Annotated in this window: 15 protein-coding genes; 12 read left to right on the top strand and 3 right to left on the bottom strand. The window is 51.2% G+C overall.

Translation table 11 applies throughout. The annotated features are described in order from the left end of the window. Positions 1 to 16: 16 nt before the first annotated feature. The 6 genes from DPQ25_RS15175 (at position 17) to DPQ25_RS02390 (ending at position 6,402) form a co-directional block, all read left to right on the top strand. Entirely contained in the window at positions 17 to 148 is a 132-nt protein-coding gene (locus tag DPQ25_RS15175; RefSeq protein ID WP_256556944.1) for a hypothetical protein, read from the top strand. Continuing rightward, complete coding sequence (locus tag DPQ25_RS02410; protein WP_112331574.1) at positions 129 to 998, top strand: AraC family transcriptional regulator; 870 nt, start codon at positions 129 to 131, stop codon at positions 996 to 998. The genes DPQ25_RS15175 and DPQ25_RS02410 overlap by 20 nt, the downstream gene beginning before the upstream one ends. A 51-nt stretch (positions 999 to 1,049) precedes the next feature. Beyond that, positions 1,050 to 1,991: a hypothetical protein gene (locus tag DPQ25_RS02405; protein WP_112331573.1), complete on the top strand. Its 942-nt coding sequence runs from the start codon at positions 1,050 to 1,052 to the stop codon at positions 1,989 to 1,991. A gap of 111 nt (positions 1,992 to 2,102) precedes the next feature. Then, positions 2,103 to 4,244, top strand: a complete 2,142-nt coding sequence (locus DPQ25_RS02400; protein WP_112331572.1) for a hypothetical protein — start codon at positions 2,103 to 2,105, stop codon at positions 4,242 to 4,244. 160 nt (positions 4,245 to 4,404) lie between these two features. Further along, positions 4,405 to 5,325, top strand: coding sequence for a class I SAM-dependent methyltransferase (locus DPQ25_RS02395; RefSeq protein WP_112331571.1), 921 nt, complete (start codon positions 4,405 to 4,407; stop codon positions 5,323 to 5,325). Positions 5,326 to 5,451: 126 nt separating this feature from the next. Next, positions 5,452 to 6,402 carry an aldo/keto reductase gene (locus DPQ25_RS02390; RefSeq protein ID WP_112331570.1) on the top strand — a complete coding sequence of 317 codons (951 nt, stop codon included), beginning with the start codon at positions 5,452 to 5,454 and terminating at the stop codon, positions 6,400 to 6,402. A gap of 131 nt (positions 6,403 to 6,533) precedes the next feature. On the opposite strand, the gene tpx is transcribed toward DPQ25_RS02390, so the two are convergent. The 3 genes from tpx to DPQ25_RS02375 form a co-directional block, all read right to left on the bottom strand. Continuing rightward, positions 6,534 to 7,040, bottom strand: a complete 507-nt coding sequence (tpx, locus tag DPQ25_RS02385; protein ID WP_112331569.1) for a thiol peroxidase — start codon at positions 7,038 to 7,040, stop codon at positions 6,534 to 6,536. Positions 7,041 to 7,357: 317 nt separating this feature from the next. After that, positions 7,358 to 9,253, bottom strand: coding sequence for an ADP-ribosylglycohydrolase family protein (locus tag DPQ25_RS02380; protein WP_112331568.1), 1,896 nt, complete (start codon positions 9,251 to 9,253; stop codon positions 7,358 to 7,360). 273 nt (positions 9,254 to 9,526) lie between these two features. Beyond that, positions 9,527 to 10,105, bottom strand: a complete 579-nt coding sequence (locus DPQ25_RS02375; protein ID WP_112331567.1) for a uracil-DNA glycosylase — start codon at positions 10,103 to 10,105, stop codon at positions 9,527 to 9,529. A 266-nt stretch (positions 10,106 to 10,371) separates the two neighbouring features. On the opposite strand from DPQ25_RS02375, the gene DPQ25_RS02370 reads away from it, so the two are divergent. The 6 genes from DPQ25_RS02370 to DPQ25_RS02345 all read left to right on the top strand — a co-directional run bounded on the left by DPQ25_RS02370 (position 10,372) and on the right by DPQ25_RS02345 (position 17,037). Beyond that, entirely contained in the window at positions 10,372 to 10,941 is a 570-nt protein-coding gene (locus DPQ25_RS02370; protein ID WP_112331566.1) for a PduL/EutD family phosphate acyltransferase, read from the top strand. A gap of 437 nt (positions 10,942 to 11,378) precedes the next feature. Next, positions 11,379 to 12,041: a hypothetical protein gene (locus DPQ25_RS02365; RefSeq protein WP_112331565.1), complete on the top strand. Its 663-nt coding sequence runs from the start codon at positions 11,379 to 11,381 to the stop codon at positions 12,039 to 12,041. Between the two features lie 251 nt (positions 12,042 to 12,292). Continuing rightward, complete coding sequence (locus DPQ25_RS02360) at positions 12,293 to 13,705, top strand: undecaprenyl-phosphate glucose phosphotransferase (RefSeq protein ID WP_112331564.1); 1,413 nt, start codon at positions 12,293 to 12,295, stop codon at positions 13,703 to 13,705. A gap of 96 nt (positions 13,706 to 13,801) precedes the next feature. After that, positions 13,802 to 14,860 (top strand): EpsG family protein, encoded by a 1,059-nt coding sequence (locus tag DPQ25_RS02355; RefSeq protein WP_177576798.1) that lies wholly within the window; start codon positions 13,802 to 13,804, stop codon positions 14,858 to 14,860. A 37-nt stretch (positions 14,861 to 14,897) separates the two neighbouring features. Continuing rightward, positions 14,898 to 16,208: a hypothetical protein gene (locus tag DPQ25_RS02350; RefSeq protein WP_112331562.1), complete on the top strand. Its 1,311-nt coding sequence runs from the start codon at positions 14,898 to 14,900 to the stop codon at positions 16,206 to 16,208. A 13-nt stretch (positions 16,209 to 16,221) separates the two neighbouring features. Beyond that, on the top strand, positions 16,222 to 17,037 hold the full coding sequence (locus tag DPQ25_RS02345; RefSeq protein WP_112331561.1) for a glycosyltransferase family 2 protein: 816 nt from the start codon (positions 16,222 to 16,224) through the stop codon (positions 17,035 to 17,037). The last annotated feature ends 1 nt before the right edge of the window (position 17,038 follow it).

Here is a 17,038-nt window from a genome sequence, read left to right as displayed (position 1 = left end):
GAAGAAAAGAGGTTTTATGCGTGATGATACGATTTCATCATTTTCCGATACAAAAGCAAAATTTTCTTCCGCTTTGAATGCAGGTGTGATAAAATATAGAAAATTAGGGAGAGCTGGAGGAGGGGCCTATGGAACAGGAGCAAAATAACCGCTATGACCGGGACGGCGCCTTTGGCAAGGTCCGCCTAATGGCCCACGCGCCGAGCGTGTTGGCGCGCCGGCTGTTTTACTGTGTGCAGTCGGGCGGCTGGCACCTTTGCAACGACCAATACCATATTCAGCGCGGGCAGGGCATTCTGGACTGCCTGCTGATCTGTACGGTGTCCGGCAGGGGTACCCTGCGTTACGACGGAAGGGAATACAGCCTGCTGCCGGGTTCGGTGGCGCTGCTGGCGCCCAACCGGCCGCACGAATATTTTACACCGGACCGGAGCCGGTGGGAGTTTTATTGGCTGCACTTTTGCGGGGCGGGTTCAGAGGGGTTCGCGGAATACATCCGACAGAAAAACGGTGGTGTGATCTGCGGCCCGGTAGCGGCGGGCTGCTTAAACAATATCCAGCAGATTTTGGAATTAAAGTCGCAGCGGGATCTGGATTTTGAAACGATTGCTTCAGAATTGATTGCGGTGATGCTGCACCAAATGGTTTCAGTGGCGCCGGCGGAAATTGCCGGGCAGGATGAAGTAGTTGCCAAGGCGCTGGACTTTATTCATACGGGCTACCGGCAGCATATCGAATTGGAGGACTTGTGCCGGGCGGTTTTTGTCAGCCGTGCGCATTTAGCCCGGGTTTTTGAAAAGGCCACCGGGTATACGCCTTATGAATATCTTTTGAAATATCGTATTTCCAAGGCAAAGGAGCTACTGCTGAGCGGCTCGGCTTCTGTGGCGGAAATTGCCGTGCGGGTGGGATTTTCCTACCCGGGTAATTTTATCAGCGCGTTCCGCAGGCTGGAAGGGGTTACGCCTGCCAAATACCGCAGGCAATATTTAGCATAATAGCCGCGAAGGCATGAGAATGAATATAAAGAGAAACAAGGAGACAAAAGGATGGACAGAGTAACAGGGGCGGCAAGATCGTTTCCGATTTTTGGACAAACGCTGACGGTGCCGGAGAGCATGGATGTTTTTAACTCTTACAGGCTGATTTTTCAGAATATCGCTTTTAAACTGTGCGATGCCGCTGAAGGTGCCTACCATGCCAATATCCGCGACCTGGACAGCTTTTTAGAGCACTTTATCAAGATTTATGACTGTATGCTGAACCCCGTGGTAAAGGAAGCGTTTAATATATTGATTGCAGAAGGGGTTTGGACGGTAAATTATGAAGCCTTCCTTGAACAGCATGTTGCGGATTTTCACCTGGCGATTGACGATTATAATGCGGTCATTGACCGGTTTAACGCAGCCATAGAGGAGAACCAGAGAAAGGTGTCCAATATGATGGGCTATGTGCCCAACCTGACCGGCGGCGGTTTTGGGCTGACGGGCGCACTGAAGGGAATTGCCAAGGCGACGGCGTTCAACCTGGTCAGAGACGGCATAGAGGCAAGTGTGCTGCGAAATGCAGATGTCAAGCCCGTTCAGCGTGTGGAGCTCTACCGGCAAATTAACCCGGATGTTTTGCTGGATCATGTTTTTATAGATTATTGGCACGTGTTTCTGTCGCTTGTCTGGGCGCTGATTCAGAACGGCCAGGCAATTTGGTGGCCGACCGATCAAGCTTATCAGCAGGCCAATAATATTTTTCACAATTTAACGCATCCGAATTTTCCGCAGGATAGAATTTTGGCGGCGCTGTTGGATGTGATTAGGACGGACCCCTATGATGCCGAGTATTATAAATTTATGCTTTCGCGTTTTGGCTACACAGATGAGGTGGTAGCCATCAAAATTATTTTGGCTACAATAATTTATAATTCTGCCGGGCGCTTAGCAGCTGTACAGCAAGGCTGCTCACTGGGGCGGAGAAACGTTTTTTTATTTGCATAAACGGCTTGAAAAACATTTTTCTGTCTGTTATAATTTAGGCCGTTGAAAGGTGCCCCCGGCGTTTTTAGCGGGTACTAATTTAGAGGATAATTTGGGGAAGAGGGATTTTATATGGATTTTTTCAGCTTGCCGTTTAAAGGAAAGCTTATGGCGGGGGACTGCCTCTATTTTACCGGGGGTTACCACTCCATACCAAACGGCTGTACCCCTTGGGGAATATCGAAGGATTACTACAACCGCTTTATCGGCGACAAAATGGGCTGGCTTTGTATTGCTTATGAGGATGGCAGTGTGGACCGGGTTCCGCTTATTTTGGGTTATACACTGTGGTTCAGAAATATTTGGGAAGAGGATTGCGCACCGTTTAAATCACAGGAGGCGGAGCCGCATATGACGGCGCTTCTGCAGGATACGCTTTATCTGAAGGGCGCCTTTGAGGGGGAAGAAGCCTGTACACTGTGCGTACAGGCTAAAAAAGGAACTGCTGTGTGCGCAGTTACCGTGGAGAAAAATCCTGAAAAGGAGGGGACGCCCGTCTTTACAGGCGTTGCCGCGGCTTCCGGTCAAATGGACGCGTTCTTTCAAAATCATACGGTTCTGCAGGGCGACTTTTACCCGCAGACGGTACAGGCTAAGCTCGATGAGATGAACGCCGCGTTGCTAACCTTTGAAGAGGATTACGCGAATGCGCCGGTATTCGATTATCCGGAGCGCGACCCAGGCTTCCGGGTTCGCTTTTCCGGGAACAGCCTGGCGGAGATTGCCAGCGGCGTGGTTTACCACAACTATTTTAATTTAGTAGACCGCGTGGAGGAAAACGGCCTGTTTCCGGCGAGCTATACGGGGGCGCCCTCCTGGCGCTATGACGGGTTCGGCCCCTGGGTGCCTAACGCAAACTCCTATTGCGGGTGCTTTTACTCCCGGGATGCGGGCCGGGCGCTGATGACGGCAAACGCTTTCAGCGAAAATCCGCTTGTTTCAAAATCATTGTCATATGCCAACCAATGTATGCTGTATTTTCCGCAAAATCAGTTGAAAATTAACGGGAAGGATATTCCAGGACATTATACGGTTATTATGAATAAGCCGCTGGTGTACTCAAAGGAGCTGCGCTATATCGGTTGGGCGACGCGCTATACGGAGGACCGTTTCGGCGAGGACTGTGACAACCTTGGCAATCAGGAGACGGATGGACACGGCCTGATGATGATGGCCCATTATTGCGCCTGGGAAAATGCCTCGGATAAGGAGCGTTTTATCGGCGAGCATAGACAGGGAATAGAGGAAGCGATCCGTTGGATTGACTGGTGCCTGAAAAACCCGGGGGTTTCCTTTGCAGAGGACGGCCTGCTTTATGCGGAAAGCGAAGGCGGCATGGGTGATTATACCCTATACTGCAATGTGCCCTGCTGCTTGGGACTGTACGGCTATGCGAAAATAGCGGAGTACCACGGTTGGAAAGTTGAAGCGGAGCAATGGCGTGCCATGGCGGACCGGATGTACCAGGCGGTTATGGCAAAGCTCTCCGCTGGCGGAAAATGGGACCTGAGGCATCAGGGCTTCCACCATGATCCGGTCGTGGTGATGATGGCGGATATTTTCGGCTATGATCTGCGTGATATGCCGGTGGAGTGGCGGACGCTGTCCCAGCGTACCTATGAAGATGATATGGCCCGTTTCAGAGGAATCGTGATTGACGGCGAGGGTGGGGTTGGCTATAACAGCGCCATGATGACGCAGAACGCCTTGCTGCAGGATCGCGTAGTGGATTATTCCAGGCTGGTGGATAATTTGAGTAGAATTTGCTATGCGCCCAGGCTGCCGGAGCCCTATTTCGTACCCGAAGGAATCTCCTATTCAAACCGGCTGAAAGCCGTGCGCCGTCAGGGAGATCTAGCCAACCTGGTTCAGCAGGCGGAGGCATTGAAGACGTTCCTGATTGTTGCGGGCGTTTCTCCGCTGCGAAATGGCGTGCTTAAGCTTATGCCCAGACTGCCCGAGGGCTGGCAAGTAGACTTACAGAATTTTAAGGTGCAGAATTCGGTGCACCACATTAACCTTGCGGCAGCTTATCCGGAGAATGGCATCCAGCGGATCGACGTCGCGCTGGAAAAGGGCTTTGAGGGAAAGGTTCTGATCCGTTTTGGCCCCTTTGAGCGTGCAGAGAATATTACCGCAGTTCTGAATGGAGAGGTTGTCTCCGGGCCGCCCTACCGCTCGGGCGATGCCTATTGGCTGGATGCTGAACTGTAAATCCACATTTATTAAGCTTGTTGAGTTGGCTCCACCGAAATGACAACCGGCCGTTTCGGTGGAGCCGCTTATTTTATCCGGGGCGGTATAAAGGGGATTGACAGCTTTTAGAAAGTCTGTCATACTGGATGAAATATTTCCGAAGGCGAGGTGGCGTGCCATGTCAAAGCAGTCCGAGCTCCCCCAGCAGCAGATGGGCGACCAAGTTCATAGTAGAAAGGAGATTGCGATGAAAACGATTGATAAGGATGTGTTGGCAGGGTACAACGCCGGGGTGGAAAAAGGCCGCCTGCATACAGATTTAGGGCTGATTGAGTTTGAACGGACCAAGGAGCTGCTGCTGGAGACACTGCCCCCGGCCCCGGCGGTTATTTATGATATTGGTGGCGGTTACGGTGAATATGCGTGGTGGTTGGCTTCTCTGGGCTATCGGGTGCATCTGTTCGACCTTTCTGAGACAAACATCAGGCTGTCTGCAGAACTGGCAGACGAATATCCGGGTAGCAGTCTGTGCGCGGCAGAAGTGGCAGATGCAAGAAGCATCGCCCGCGGAACAGAGACGGCGGATGCGGTGCTGTTGATGGGTCCGCTTTACCACATTGTGGACGCACCAGAAAGAGCGGCAGCGTTAAACGAGTGCTGCCGGCTGCTAAAGCCCGGGGGCCGGCTGTATGCGGCTGCAATTACGCGTTTTGCCACACTTTTGTGGGCAACCACCGTGTTTCGCACCAAAAATAAATTGCTGGAGGAGGATGCCTTTTTCAGCATGGTCAAGCGGGAGCTAAAAGACGGGGAGCATATTCGGCCGGAGTACTCAGAATACCGGGGCATCGGGCGTTCCCACTTCCATGCACCGGAGGAGCTTGAAGAAGAGCTTGCCTGCGCAGGCTTTGGCGGGACGGTAGTCCACGGCGTAGTAGGAGCCGGCTGGCTGGCGCCTAACCTAGATGAGCTTTGGGCCGACGAGCATGCCCGGGAGGCTGTGATGCGCTCGGTCCGGCTTCTGGACACGGAAAAGGATGTCCGGGGCCTGAGCACACACCTGCTGGCAATTTCTCGAAAAAATTGGAAGGCGAAATAGGAGGCTGTGCCTCGATCCTCTTGTTTTTGCGGAAATACGGGCAGATTATGAATTTGCGCGCGGGAAAACCCTGACCGGTGGCGATAGGGGCCCGGGGCGTATGAAGTAAGGCTATGGAGGGCGGAAATGAGAACAAAGAAAATAGAGGGTCTGCAGGTGCCTGTTTCCCGTTTTATTTATGGAACGGCAACAGCGCGGATGACAGCGGGGGAAAATGCGGACGATATTTTGGATGCGGTACTAGAGTCAGGGATTACGACCTTTGACACTGCCCGTCTGTACGGGACCGCGGAAAGGGTTCTGGGCGGCTGGATTGAGCGGCGTGGTGTTCGCAGCCGGGTTAATGTTCTGACAAAAGGCTGTTACCAGAACGAGGAACGAGCTCGGGTCAGCCCCGCGGATATCCGGTCAGACCTGGAGGAATCCCTGGAGCAGCTGAAGCTGAAGTCGGTTGATATTTATCTGTTGCACCGCGATGACCCTTCCGTACCGGTTGAGACCCTTGTTGACTGCCTGAATGAGCTGAAAAGAGCTGGAAAATTTAAGCTTTTCGGCGGATCCAACTGGTCTGTAGAGAGGCTGGTGGCGGCTAACCGTTATGCCGCAGAGAACGGCCTGCAACCCTTTTCTATTTCAAGTCCCAGCTACAGCCTGGCGGAGATGATCCGTGACCCCTGGGGCGGCAGCGTGTGGCTGTCCGGCCCTTCACGGGAAGCGGACCGCCGGTGGTATGCGGAGAATCAGCTGCCGGTTTTTGCATATTCCAGTCTGGCCCGGGGATTCCTCTCCGGAAAGTACCGGACGTCTCAGAAGGAGGAGATTCACAGCACGCTTTCCTGGGCGCCGGTAGAAGAGTACTATTGCGAGGATAATGTGGAACGGCTTCGCCGGGCTGAATGCCTGGCCGAGAAAAAAGGCGCCACGGTTCCGGCTGTGGTGCTGGCCTGGGCGCTCCGGCAGCCGATGAATCTGTTTTGTATTTTAAGCCCTTCCTCCAGGCAGCATTTGGAGGCGCTTCTGTGCGCGTTCCAGCTTTCGCTCTCAGATGAGGAAGCTGCATGGCTGGATTTAATGTAAGGCCAGCCGCCGGCCCGCCTTAAAAATACGCCTGAAAATTCCAACGGATAAAAAAGCAGCGGGGTTACAGAAAAATGTAACCCCGCTGCTTTTGTTTGCTTGAGACAGCATGTCCTCTATAGAAGCGTTTATCAGCTCGGACGGCCGATCAGTTTTTTGACAGCGGAGAGGGCGGCATCGTAGTCCGGGTGGTTGGTTACCTCCGGCACATACTCCGCATAGGCGATCTTATTGCCAGCATCTACCACAAAAACGGCCCGGGTAAGCAACCCAAGCTCATTTATCCTTGTGGCAGTGGACCTGCCGAAGGAATGGTCCCGATAATCGGACAGCGTCCGCACTGCGTTTACCCCTGCGGCGCCGCACCATCTGGATTGGGCGAAAGGCAGGTCCAAGCTGACGGCATAGATGGAAACGCCGGGTAAATCGGCGGCGGCTTGGTTAAAACGCCGGACTTCCTGGTCGCATACCCCGGTATCAAGCGAGGGAACCGTCAAAAAAATACGGGTACCAGACAGCTTCCTAGAATCAACTTCTTTGAGGTCCTGATCGATCAGAACAAAGCCGGGCATGCGATCCCCTGCATGAAGAGGCGATCCGCAGAGCGTTAGTTGGGCGCCTTTAAAGGTAATAGTCATTTGCAACATCTTCCCCTTGTTTTTTGTTTTATTATGGGTGAAAAGTAGTCTTGTTATCCCCCTGCGTGTTCAAAAAGATAATCAGGGTAAGAAAAGGCGCACAAGGCTGCGGTTGGTTTCCGCCTGAATAGGGTTAAAGCGTTGCCAAGCAGAATTTTTCAAGCTGCTTTTGCGATAGAACCCGAAACGAACTGGCGGCCCGATACAATAAATCCTCCCAAACAGCTCGGGAGGATTTATAAATACAGGCCTGCTGTGCGGCAGCCATCCATTTTTAGGATCGTGTTCAATATGGCCGCGATAAGGCGGATAAGGCGTTATTCACCCAAAGAGGTAATGTTGCAGATAAAGCGGCCGCGGTCCTCCCAGTTCCGGCAGAAGACGCTGAACCGGAAGGCATCTGTGCGCGAAAGCTTGAAGATTATCCGGTTTTTACCCGCTTTTAGACTTGCGGGGGCGGTGCAGTTGAAAATAGTCCACGCATAGTACGCTTGATTATCCAGAACTAATTCGCCATTGACCCAAATTTTGGCGGGCGCGTTGCAGCCAAAATGGAAGTGGCCGTTGGGGACGGCATGTTCCAGTGTAAATTCGTGGACAAGATAAACGCAAGCCGGGCCGCGGTAGGTAACGGCAGGCTCCAGGTCAAACTCGGAACCATGAATATTTACCCACTCAAAATCTTGCGGGAGCTGCTGGAAGTCCTCCGGAAGATATTCGCGGTTGATGTTGACAAAGCCATTGAACATGGCATGGATGTCGCCGTCGCCATTAGGGAGCTTTTGCATCTTTTCTTCATAGGGATCCTCCGGGTATTGCGTGGTGTCATAATTATCCCAATAGGGGCCGAAAAGCTTCATGCGCATAGCGCCGAAGAGGCCGAAATCCCGGGAAACGCCGCAGCAGGTGGCCTGAAACAGGTTTTTCATTGGCAACGCGCAAAGAGTTTCCGGCGCCTTTATATTCAGGGTAAGAGTGGTTTCCGCCTGGGGGCATAGTGTCAGGGATACGCTGGAAAGGGAGCAAACCAGATAATCCGGCCCGCGGATCTCCAATACGCCGGAGACTTCCTCCGGCGTATGATTTTTGACTGTCAGCAACAGGACGCTTTCTTCACCGATGCCGATTACCGGGGAACCCTGGTAGCAAACCTCAATGGACAGCGGCTTCTGCAGGGTCTCGGGCAGAGAGGGGACGGCCTCCGCCGGAATGCCGGTGAGCTGTACATCCCACAAACCGGCCTCCCTGAAGGAAAGCCCGGCCGCACAGGTGGCCTTGGCAAACGCCTCAATGGTGGGGTAGCGGCAGTCAATATCCACCGTACCGACTACCAGCTCGTTGCCGATTTTGTCCTTCCAGAACTGCGGTGTCCGCTCAGCGCCGGCCATAATGCCTAGGATAGACAATGCTGTAGCAGCGGTGCAGTCGGTGTCATAGCCGCCGTTGACCGCATATAGCAGGGTTTTGGTGTAATCGCCTTCTCCATAGAGGAAGGCCAGCATGGTCAGGCCCAGGTTTACCACGCTGTAAGAGGCATCCATGGAGCCGAATTTGCGTACGAGGCGATTCCGAGCGGTTGCCCAGTCGGTTTGCTCCCGGTAGCAGGCCAATGCAAAATGGATGCTCTTGTATTGGCGGCAATCCGAGGGAATCTCCTTGAGGGCTATTTCGATCAGCGCTTCCCGGTCCGTCTCAAAAAAGGCGGCGGCCTCAATAACTGCATTAAAGATTTCGCCGTAAATACTTTCACTGCCATGGTCGACACTTCCGTCCATTTCGGCGTAGCGCTTAACCGTCCGGAAGGAACCGGGGGCCAGCAGCGCCCAGATTTCGCTGCGGATCGGACAGCCCATAGAGTTTAAGAAATAGCTGTTGTCGTAAGTGCCGGATACCGGCGGCAGAATACCAAGATTGATATTGCGGATGGACACCGCGTATTCATTTGCCAAACAGACATTGTACTTGGCAAACAGCGCGCCGAAGTCCTCCCGTGTCATACCGACGCCAATTTTTTCCAGTCCCTCCTGCAGCCAGAGAATTTGCAGGTCTAGGTCGTCGTTTGGCGGAATGACCTCCGGGAAGACATTATCAATGGTATAGTGCAGGATATTCTTGTTGTTTTCCGACAAGGCGCCGCAGGCGCCGCCGATGCACTTGCCAAGCCAACCGCCCAGAACCTTGTCGTAATAGGTTGAATAGTTTAATACGTTCATATCTCCACCTCCAGAGGTATTATCCTTGATATCAACTGTAAAATCAAGAGCAATCTGCAAAAGGATTCTTTTTTGTGCGGGAACGGCAAACCGGCCCACAATTTTTGTGCAGATTATCGGCTGTTCTTTTTGTCAAATAAAAGAGCTCCTTTACAGCACTGTTGCCAATGCCATAAAAGAGCTCTCAGCTATCCATGAAAATAAGGCGCCTGTAAAAATAGAGCGGACGAAATCACTCACTGCTGTATAGGAAGCTTTTCTTTGGAGAAGGCGTCAGGCTTCCTTCTCTACAAGGCCGAGCTCTTCCATTTTTTCACGGAGCTTGATGAAGTCGTCGAAGGCGCCGGGCTTACTGGAAGGGTTGCGGAGCAGGGCGGCGGGGTGGAGCGTTGCCATGAGCAGAGAGCCGTTTTTTTCAAAAAAGATTCCATGCTCTTTGGTAATTTTAAAGTCCGGGCGTATAATCTTCATTGCGGAAATACGGCCCAGGCAAACGATGATTTTCGGATGCATCAGCGCTGTTTGATTGCGGAGCCATTCAATACACTGCTCCTGCTCTTCCGGCAGGGGGTCGCGGTTCTGCGGCGGCCGGCATTTAACAATATTGGCAATGTAAAGATCCTTGTGGCGGCTGAGGCCGACGGCATCCAGCATACGGTCCAGCAATTGGCCGCTGCGGCCGACAAAGGGCTTTCCCTGCACGTCCTCCTGTTCACCGGGCCCTTCCCCAATAAAGAGTACCTTTGCCTCCCGGTTGCCCTCTCCAAAAACCACCTGTGTGCAGCCCTCGCGCAGGCTACATTTCCGGCAGCTTTTACAGGCTGCCTCCAAGTCTTCCCAATGCTCGTACATGCTCTGATTCCTTTCTTCTGCTTATAATAATTCTCTAAAGACAAAATTTCTGAAAATGGCTGAATTTCAGCCCTGTATGCCGGCAGCGTCCTTATTGCCGCAAGGCGTTCTGCTGTTGAAAGACGCCGAATGCCCGCAGAATATTTTAATTTATTATAGCATATTGCCCGGATAGAAAGAAGAGGCTTTTCAGTTGAATTTTCTAAAAAAAAGAGTACAATAAAATCAGTCAATTATTTTTTAATAAAATGGGAGATGTTTGATAGATGAAAATTATGGTAGAGACGTCTGCACGCCATATTCATTTGACGCAGCAGGATTTAGATACGTTGTTTGGCCCGGAATATGAGCTGACCCCGAAAAAAAGCTTATCTCAACCGGGACAGTTTGCCTGCGTAGAAAAAGTTGAGGTAGTGGGGCCAAAGGGAAGCATTAAGCTTTCAATCCTGGGGCCTGTCCGCAAGCGTACCCAGATAGAGCTGTCAAAAACGGATGCCAGGTCTATTGGAATAGATGCTCCCCTGCGGCTTTCCGGTGACATAGACGGCACCCCGGGCTGTAAGGTGATTGGCCCGAAGGGGGCCATCGAGCTGGCGGCAGGCGTGATTGTAGCCAAGCGCCACGCACATTTTACGCCGGAACAGGCAGTGGATTACGGTGTAACCAATGGTGAGCTGATTGGAATCCGCCTGAATTATAATGGGCGTTCACTGGTATTTGGTGACGTCGTGGCGCGTGTCAGCGCGACAGCGGGTTTAGCAGTCCACATCGATACGGATGAGGCCAACGCGGCAGGCTTAACGGGTACCGTTGATGGGGAGGTCGTCAAGTTCTAAGAAGTTTTTTAGGCCGCCGGTCGATCTAAAATCGACCGGCGGCCTTTTCCTGAATTCTCGGAGCAGTGAGCTTTGCTTGAAGCGCTTCCGGGAAATAAGCGGAAGGAAAAACAGCCTGCGTTGGAGAAAGGCTGCAATGTCCAATTTTGTAAATTTATGACGGTTTTAAAAATCGATTGAATAATTATACAAATATTTGAATATTAGGTATACTTAAAATAAATTTGCTGAATGTATGCATATTGTATGGACAGTCAGCAATTAAACGGTATATTTAGTTTTGGAAAAACAGAAATAGTATTTATTTTTTTGTATAATTTAGTTAAAAATTTCCAATGTATAGTAGTTGACTTGAAGCAGCAGTTGTGCTAGAATAAGCTACAGTCAGGGCGTCAATAGAGGCGCTTAATCATTTTTTGAGAAGGGAAATGAGAAAAATGAAGTTATCCAAAAAAATCCTTACGGGTGTTCTCGGTGTAGCTATAGTTGCCATGACCAGTGTTTCTGCGCTGGCGGTTGCTCCGGGCTATTCTGATTACGGCGCCAGCGACGAGAAGGACGTAGTTGCCGGCGAGACCCTGGAGCTGACGACTACTGCCAAGACAGGCGTAACCGTAGAGGTTGCTGCCGACGTGCTGCCCGAGGGCGTCAAAAAGGTGAAGATGGAAGTTGCTGCTGTTGACAACGCAAAGGTTGCAGACGCAATTGCCACTGCCGAGAAAGACGGCTTCAAGAATGTTGCTGTTCTGGACATCGTTTTGAAGGACCAGGATGGCAACCCGATCGAGAAGCTGAACGGCAAGGTCACCGTTACGGTTCCCGCAGCCGGCAACCAGAACGCTGTTCTCTACATTGCCGACGACAACAAGGTCAGCGATATGGGTGCAAAACTGAGCAATGGTTACCTCAGCTTTGAGACCGACCATTTCTCCTACTACGCTGCTGCCGAGAAGGTCAACGGCGCTGTGGACGGAGGAAGTGACAATGTTCAGACCGGTGAGAACAATAATGTAACAATTGCTGTTGTTGCGGTTATGTTTATTGCTGCTGCCGGCATTGTTGTGCTGAGCGTTAAGGCAAAGAAAGTCCGTGCAAAATAATTTTGTAGGGCTGACCCAATAATGAACTGATGAAAGCCTTTCCCTTTTTTCGGGAAAGGCTTTCACAATAATTACGTTAAAATTTAACGGTCTGCGCCAGGAAAAATTTCCTCAGTGCGTGGAACGCATAGAAACTCCGCGTACTGAAAAGAATATTTCTCCTTTACTGAAGGCGCTGGCCTTGAACAGGTATGTGAGATGCGTAAGGCTTATAGCGGTGGACTCAGCCTATCGAATGAAGGAGAGCGGGTATGATCCGTCAAAATCAAAAATTACTGAACAGTTTTAATATAGTCCTCGATTTCATTGTCGTCATAGCATCGCTATTCGCTTCATTTTGGCTTGCATTTCGCTATTTTAATCAGGGAAACAGCGTATTCCTGTTTGGCGATAACGCGGTGGCGTCTGCCGGCATGTATATTTTAATCAGCTTAATGTATCTGGCGCTCTACAGTGCCTTTCATCTTTACCGCTCCTACCGTAATATTCCTTTTTGGGTGCAGGCGACGGAGCTGGCAAAAGCCAATTTAGTGGCTTATATTATTTTAGTAGCCTTTTTTTGTGCATTTAGCTCCTTCGACAGGGTGCAAGTGGGCATTACCGTTTTTTTCTTTTTAAGCACCTTCCTTCAGGTGTTATACCGGGGAGCCTTGCGGGAATTTTTATGGTTTGTGCGTAAGAAGGGCTATAACAAGAAATTTTTAACCGTTCTGGGCTACAATGAGGCCACAGAGGGGTTTGTTAAAAGGATTCGCAATTCGCCGGAGTTCGGCTATGAGATATCCGGTTATTTGGCGGCTGAGCAGATGCCCGGGGCGGCGATCCCCTTTTTGGGTAAATCTTCTACGCTGGAATCCTATTTGCAAAAAAATATTGTCGATGAAGTTTTTATCATGCTGAAAGAGGGGGAAAATGTTTCATTTTTAAATGAAATTATGATTTTGGAAAAATATGGGGTTAAATTCTCAATTATCCCCAGTATTTTTGCAAAATTGCCTTCCCGGGTCTATGTGACGAGCTTTGACAATATGCCGGTGCTCGGTATGCGGAAAATACCGTTGGACAGCCTGCTGAACAGCTTTGTGAAGCGTGCCTTTGACGTTTTATTTTCATTGCTGTGCTTGGTTTTATTTAGCCCTCTGTTTTTAATTGCAGCCTTAATGGTTAAACTGACCTCCCCGGGGCCGGTAATATTCCGGCAAACGCGAGTGGGGATTAATAGAAAGCCCTTTGAGATGTATAAATTCCGTTCCATGCGGGTGGAGACGGAATCCATTGTTCGGATGGCCGGCGCTGAAGACGACCGCTGTACCTCTGTGGGGCATTTTCTGCGAAAATATAGCATTGATGAGCTGCCGCAGCTGGTCAATGTGTTGAAGGGCGATATGAGTTTGGTTGGCCCAAGGCCGGAAATCCCACATTTTGTCAACCAATTTATGGAGTATATCCCATCCTATATGATCAAACATTATGTAAAGCCCGGCATGACTGGCTGGGCCCAGGTAAACGGTTTGAGGGGCGGGGACACTTCTATTGAAGAGAGGATTCAGTTCGATATTGATTATATAGAGAACTGGAGCTTCTGGTTTGACATTCGTATTTTATTCCGGACGGCCTTCAAGCTGTGCGCCGGGAAAAAGCAGAACAAGGAGGATGTGAAATAATTGGCGCTTTATCTGCTTAATGTCGGTTTGATTTGTGTTTGGGGCCTGCTCTGTTTTGGAATTTTTAAGAACAAAAAAATAGGAAAGCTCTTGTTTTTGGCAATTTGTTTTACACAGCTGCTCCTGCTGGTCTGTTTTCGCTACCGTATTGGCTTTGACTACGACATGTATGCCCAGGGATTTGTGCTGATGGATATGGAGGGTTTTTCTTCTCTGAGTTATTTGGACTGGGAGATCGGCTTTATTGTGCTGACAAAGCTGATCGGCCTATTTACCAATAATATTCAGGTTTATATTGGCTTAATAGCGGTGTTCTGCCTGTTTTCCTGGGCATTCTTCATTTACCGCTATTCACCCAATGTGTGGCTTTCTACCTTTTTGTTCGTCAACATGTATCTGCTGTATTTAAATATGAATTTTCTGCGCCAGGCGGTTGCGATTGCTATTACCCTTTTTGCCTGGCCCTTCATTAAAAACAGAAAATTTTGGCCTTTCCTTGGCATTGTAGTCCTGGCTGCGTTGTTCCACACGACGGCGCTGATTCTGATCCCGGTCTATGCAGTGCTTCGAATACGGCCGGGAAGCGGCTTGTGGCTGCTATATGCGTACGGCTTGCTGTTCTTTTACATCTCTTCAGAGGGGATTATCAACCTGCTGACGCTGGTGTTCCATCAGGAGTATGCCAACTCCGTGTTTTTAGAGGGGATGTCCTCTCTATATGCATTGATCCCCTTGCTGCTGTTAGTTCTGGTTTATCTTTTCCGTAAGCCAATGCAGGAGGCAAATGAATATAACCGCTATTTAATCGGCTTTTTATTCTTTGCCGCTTTTTGTATGATGATGATGACCCGGCATGCAATTTTAGAGCGGATCTCCTATTACGCATATGCTTATTTTGTCCTGGCTTTACCAGAGCTGACGAGCGCGCTTCGTACCGCTTTCCCCCAGGGGAAAAAAGCCGCTCTCCCGGCGGGGGGCATGCTGAAAAGAGGCCGGCGCTATGGAAACTATACCCAGAGTGCGGGGCCCGGCTATCGTTATTGGGTGGTCATGGGGATTATTATAGTCCTTACCTCCGGCTACCATATCATTGGCCTGCTGGAAAATGTACATGGTGTGGTTCCCTACGCCAGCCTGTTTGGTACGGTGTTTTAGAGCCCTGTAAGCGGACAAGGATGGTGGAGTACAGAGGATGAATGCAAAGGAGATCAACCGGGCGATTGATGAAGCCGCCCGTTTGTTTGCGGGGGAGGCCTCGCCGCCGTGGCGGAGGGTAACGGCCTTTTACAGCGCCCCGCTCTTATACGGCTTTTGTAGCTGGGTCATGGAACAGGCCCACAAGAAAGGGCTGAAACGGCTGTATTTTTTGGCGCGGGACGGATATGCCATGCATAAGCTTTGCCGGATGATTGCCGGGAAAAGGGCCTATGACATTAAATGCAGCTACTTATATGCCTCCAGGCTGGCCTGGCGTGTACCAGGTTATCATTTAATCGGTGATGAAGCCTATGAAATGATTTTTATGCGGGCCTACAGGCTCACCCTGCGCGGCATATTTCAGCGTTTTCAGGCGAGCGAGGACGAGTGCGTTCAATGTGCCCGGCTGGCAGGCGCGTCTCCTGAGATGCTGGACAGGCCTATGGCTGTTCATGAATTGGAACGAGTCAAGGATGTTCTTTCCGGCAACCCACAGTTCCGGTCGCTGGTAGAGGAAAAATCAAAGGCAGCCTATGGACCTGCGATCTCTTATTTACGGCAGGAGGGCTTGCTGGACGGGGATCCGGTGGCGGTGGTAGATACGGGCTGGACGGGTTCTATCCAGCGCTCCCTGCGGCAGCTGCTGCGCAGTGCGGGTGGAAACGGCGGAATTTCCGGCTTCTACTTCGGCCTGTACCAGGAGCCCAAGGACCCCGCGGACGGCGATTATATGGCCTGGTATTTTTCCAGGCGTTCTCCGGTTCATGACCGGATTCTCTTTAACAATAATGTGCTGGAAAGCATGTGTGCTGCGCCGCATCCGATGACCTGCGGTTACCGGGAACAGCACAGCAGTATTATTCCAATATGGAAAAATACTGCCGGAAATGCACAGGGCTCCAGCAGGGCGGAAAGCCAATGCCGGTTGATGCTGGAGGTCGGTGAAGCGCTGGAGGGGCAAGTTCCTGCTGGCGATGGCGCCGTTTTGCTGCAATGCCTGAAACGACGGATGAAAAAACTTTGTGTTCATCCGTCGGCTGATGAGGCGCGTGCTTTTTCAGAGTGCCTCTTTTGTGACGACGCTTCCGAAAGCTACCTCACACCGCTGGTTAAAGATATTAGCCAGGAGGAAGCACGCGCTTATTTTGTCCCTCGCAGGCTGCTGAACAGAAACAGGAAAAGGGTTAAAAAAAGGGCGGACCTTTTCTGGCCCTATGGCTGCTTTGCGGTTTCCAATATCCGCTGGAAAGCGTGGTACCGATTCAATGTCTACCTTTGGGATGTAGCTTGGAGTTTTCGGAAATGAAGGGGGTGGCGGCTTGCGGTTTACGGTGATCACCGGTGTCTACAATGAAGGGCTGGATAGGCTGCAGGAGGCTGCGGATTCCGTTTTGTCACAAAGCTTACAAGATTTTGAGTGGATCATCTGCGATGATGGCTCAGAGCAGGCGGTTCATTCCTTCCTGGAAGAGCTCGCAGGCCGTGACCAGCGAATCCGGCTATTGACCAACCCGGTAAACCGGGGGCTCGCCTTTTCGTTAAACCGCTGCGTGAAGGCAGCCACAACAGCGCTTCTGCTGCGGCAGGACACAGATGACCGCTCTGCTCCGGGGCGGTTTGAACGCTTGGTTCCCTTCATGGAGCAGCATCCGCAGTATGCGTTGGTCTCCAGCAATATCACGCTGTTCGATGAAAAAGGCGCTTGGGGAAAAATGGCTTACCCAGAGTATCCGGAGAAGCGGGATTTTCTGTTTTGTCTGCCCTTTATGCACGGCGCGGTGGGTCTGCGCCGTGAGGCTTTGATTCGCCACGGAGGTTACTGCACCGGTAAAAGGACGAGGCGGTGCGAGGATCTGGAGCTTTTTTCACGCCTGTATGCGTTGGGCGAAAAAGGATACACCATTCAGGAAGAGCTCTATGAATACCGCGAGGACGCAGCCGCCGGACGAAAGAGAAAATACCGCTACCGTGTAGATGAGGCATGTATAAAATGGAGGGCCTTCCGTTCGTTGGGGCTGCTGCCGCGCGGAATCCCCTATGTCGTCAAGCCGCTGGCGGTAGGGCTTTTACCGCCGGCTCTTCTAAACAGGCTGAAGGACCGTTACTATAAACGCCGCCGGAATCAGGAGGAATGAG

It is taken from the genome of Hydrogeniiclostridium mannosilyticum (genome assembly GCF_003268275.1).
GTDB lineage: Bacteria > Bacillota > Clostridia > Oscillospirales > Acutalibacteraceae > Hydrogeniiclostridium > Hydrogeniiclostridium mannosilyticum.
The sequence above is the reverse complement of the archived record's forward strand: the minus strand, read 5'-3'. Positions and strand labels throughout refer to the sequence as shown.

What these genes read in the sequence shown, in the direction of transcription:
- DPQ25_RS15175 (WP_256556944.1), top strand. Translation starts at nt 17, where the DNA reads ATGCGTGATGATACGATTTCATCATTTTCCGATACAAAAGCAAAATTT.
- DPQ25_RS02410 (WP_112331574.1), top strand. Translation starts at nt 129, where the DNA reads ATGGAACAGGAGCAAAATAACCGCTATGACCGGGACGGCGCCTTTGGC.
- DPQ25_RS02405 (WP_112331573.1), top strand. Translation starts at nt 1,050, where the DNA reads ATGGACAGAGTAACAGGGGCGGCAAGATCGTTTCCGATTTTTGGACAA.
- DPQ25_RS02400 (WP_112331572.1), top strand. Translation starts at nt 2,103, where the DNA reads ATGGATTTTTTCAGCTTGCCGTTTAAAGGAAAGCTTATGGCGGGGGAC.
- DPQ25_RS02395 (WP_112331571.1), top strand. Translation starts at nt 4,405, where the DNA reads ATGTCAAAGCAGTCCGAGCTCCCCCAGCAGCAGATGGGCGACCAAGTT.
- DPQ25_RS02390 (WP_112331570.1), top strand. Translation starts at nt 5,452, where the DNA reads ATGAGAACAAAGAAAATAGAGGGTCTGCAGGTGCCTGTTTCCCGTTTT.
- tpx (WP_112331569.1), bottom strand. Translation starts at nt 7,040, where the DNA reads ATGACTATTACCTTTAAAGGCGCCCAACTAACGCTCTGCGGATCGCCT.
- DPQ25_RS02380 (WP_112331568.1), bottom strand. Translation starts at nt 9,253, where the DNA reads ATGAACGTATTAAACTATTCAACCTATTACGACAAGGTTCTGGGCGGT.
- DPQ25_RS02375 (WP_112331567.1), bottom strand. Translation starts at nt 10,105, where the DNA reads ATGTACGAGCATTGGGAAGACTTGGAGGCAGCCTGTAAAAGCTGCCGG.
- DPQ25_RS02370 (WP_112331566.1), top strand. Translation starts at nt 10,372, where the DNA reads ATGAAAATTATGGTAGAGACGTCTGCACGCCATATTCATTTGACGCAG.
- DPQ25_RS02365 (WP_112331565.1), top strand. Translation starts at nt 11,379, where the DNA reads ATGAAGTTATCCAAAAAAATCCTTACGGGTGTTCTCGGTGTAGCTATA.
- DPQ25_RS02360 (WP_112331564.1), top strand. Translation starts at nt 12,293, where the DNA reads ATGATCCGTCAAAATCAAAAATTACTGAACAGTTTTAATATAGTCCTC.
- DPQ25_RS02350 (WP_112331562.1), top strand. Translation starts at nt 14,898, where the DNA reads ATGAATGCAAAGGAGATCAACCGGGCGATTGATGAAGCCGCCCGTTTG.